Source organism: Sulfuricurvum sp. (genome assembly GCF_019163035.1).
Classification (GTDB): domain Bacteria; phylum Campylobacterota; class Campylobacteria; order Campylobacterales; family Sulfurimonadaceae; genus Sulfuricurvum.
The window spans coordinates 1-2,475 of sequence record NZ_JAFLKV010000141.1; the positions used below are offsets into that span (position 1 = coordinate 1).

General features: G+C 45.4%; 3 protein-coding genes. 2 read left to right on the plus strand and 1 reads right to left on the minus strand.

All coding sequences use genetic code 11. The annotated features are described in order from the left end of the window. Positions 1 to 75 precede the first annotated feature (75 nt). Positions 76 to 864 (minus strand): 3-methyl-2-oxobutanoate hydroxymethyltransferase, encoded by a 789-nt coding sequence (panB, locus tag JZU62_RS10180; RefSeq protein WP_295014452.1) that lies wholly within the window; start codon positions 862 to 864, stop codon positions 76 to 78. Between the two features lie 133 nt (positions 865 to 997). On the opposite strand from panB, the gene JZU62_RS10185 reads away from it, so the two are divergent. Further along, entirely contained in the window at positions 998 to 1,402 is a 405-nt protein-coding gene (locus JZU62_RS10185) for an Hpt domain-containing protein (protein WP_295014454.1), read from the plus strand. Next, a complete protein-coding gene (gene trpA, locus JZU62_RS10190) occupies positions 1,399 to 2,139 on the plus strand; it encodes a tryptophan synthase subunit alpha (protein ID WP_295014456.1) in 741 nt (246 codons plus the stop codon). Before JZU62_RS10185 ends, trpA begins: the two co-directional genes overlap by 4 nt. Positions 2,140 to 2,475 lie beyond the last annotated feature (336 nt).

Below are 2,475 nucleotides of genomic sequence, written 5' to 3' on the forward strand. Positions count from 1 at the left end.
GACGCAATGAGGTTTCCGTGACCTCTTCGGCGTTAAATTTTTCGATTTCGACTATCCGTTCCACGTTAATAATTCCTAATAGACATGATTTTCATCGGGGAACGAACGAGTTTGGACTTCATCTGCATATTTTTCTATTGCCTCTTTGACGGCTACCGCACCGTTCATATATTGTTTGACAAATTTAGGAACAAACGGCTCGTACAATCCCAACATATCAGAAAACACGAGCACCTGACCGTCCACGCCGTTACCCGCCCCGATTCCGATGACGGGGATAGAGACACTGTTTGCTACGCGTGTAGCCACTTCAGCAATTACCCCTTCAATGACAATGATAAAGGCTCCCGCTTGCTGAATGGCTTGTGCATCGGCGATGAGAGTGAGGGCATCATGTTCATTTTTTCCTTTAACTTTATAGCCACCCTCGGCCCGGACGGATTGCGGTAACAAACCGATATGACCGCAAACGGCAAATCCGTTATCGCACAGATGCTTAATGAGATGGGCTTTATCAGCACCGCCTTCGATTTTGATCGCATCGGCAGAGGTCTCACGATAAACACGAAGCGCATTAGAGAGAGCCGTTGTTTCATCCATATAAGTGCCAAAGGGCATATCGGTGATGACAAACGTATCAGGTGCACCTTTGCAGACGGCTTGGGTATGGTAGATCATCTGATCCATAGTGGCACTGAGGGTATCTGCATTCCCACCGAAGCTCATGTTGAGACTGTCTCCGACGAGAAGTATGTCGGAACTCTCGCTCAAGAGTCGGGCGAAAAGAGCATCATACGCCGTTATCATTACGAGTTTACGAGACCCTTTGCATTTTTGGATGGAGCTGATAGAGAGTTTTTTCATACTATAAATATCCCATAGTTATTTAAAGTAGATAGTTTACCCAAAAATTGAGTTGCATTGCTATTTCATGGCAATTAAGAGGGGATATTAATCAAAAGATGGTTATAATTTTTCATCACAGGAGAAGATCATAATGGGCATACGAAGCGTTTTAGAAGCTAATTTCGACTTTGAAATCATTGACGAATTTTTAGATCATTACGCGATGATGACGGAGATTATGGAAGGTCTTATGGTCGATTTGGGAAGTCCGGAGCGATATCATCGAAGTATCGAAGAGCTGTTCCGTATTTTCCATAACATCAAATCGGCTTCGGGATACTTGCAGATCGAACCCATGATGCGTTTAGCCGCTTTTACCGAAGATGCACTGGAACAATTACGCTCACGTGATAAGAAAGTGAATGATGAGACGATTACGTGGCTCATCAGTGTTGCTGATATGTTTATGCAGTGGCAAGAAGATTTTAAAATGGACAATGATCTCACCAAAGTCCACTTTTCCCTTTTAATTTTACCCGATATGGAGAAAGAGTGAAGCACCTCGTAGCTTACATTACCGCAGGATATCCTGATAAAAATTTTACCGTTGATTTAGCGTTAGCGCTCGGCGAGAACGGTGTCGATACCTTAGAACTCGGCGTTCCGTTTTCCGATCCCGTCGCCGATGGTCCCGTGATCGAAGCGGCAAACCACCGTGCCCTCGAAGCGGGGTTCCGTTTCGCCGACTTGCTAGATATTTCCGCTGCTGTTGCCCCTAAAATCGATACCCTATGGATGGGGTATTTCAATCCGTTTTACCAATACGGAATGGAAGCGTTGCTCGATAAAGCCGCGAGCATCGGCGTAAACGGTTTGATCATCCCTGATGTACCGTATGAAGAGGCAAAAAACTACTATAATCTTTTTGAAGCACGTGGATTAGCCAATATCACTTTTGTCGCTCCGACCGATGGAGAAGAGCGTATTGCACTCATTACCGCCGAAGCGCGCAAATTTATCTATCTCGTCGCCTATGCGGGGATCACGGGGAGCGGAAAAGCTGAAAATTTAGCTCCGATCCTAGAGATGATTAAACGTCACACGCAGACCCCCGTCTATGTCGGTTTCGGTGTAAACGAACAGAGTGCCCGTGAAAAAGTGCAGGGAACAGACGGTGTCATTGTCGGTTCGGCAATCGTCAACGTCCTCTTAGACGACACCCTCTCCAATACGCAAAAAATAGCAAAATGTTGTGAGATAACCCGCACTATCAAATCGCTCATCAACAGCTAACGTCATTCCCGACTTGATCGGGAATCCATCCCCCATTTTCTAAATATCCGCTATAATTCCTTCCTAACTTCGGTTATCTACGTGGGGGCGACATGGCTTCGACTGGATCAAGAAGGTTTAGGTTGCATCGCCGGACTGAGTAGCTCCGTTATACGGCTCACAATTGCTTAAACGCAAACAACACTAATTACCGTCCTGCTTACGCTGTAGCGTAAGTTTAATTAAACTTTAGGACTGCGCTACCTTCCTATGCTATAACTGGAAGGGCTTGGCGTATAACCCCTGTGATAGCTATATTCTTGGAATGTCTCGGACTTGAATGAATTTAGAGAATTG

Coding starts and splice junctions, on each gene's coding strand:
- panB (WP_295014452.1), bottom strand. CDS start 864: ATGAAAAAACTCTCTATCAGCTCCATCCAAAAATGCAAAGGGTCTCGT.
- JZU62_RS10185 (WP_295014454.1), top strand. CDS start 998: ATGGGCATACGAAGCGTTTTAGAAGCTAATTTCGACTTTGAAATCATT.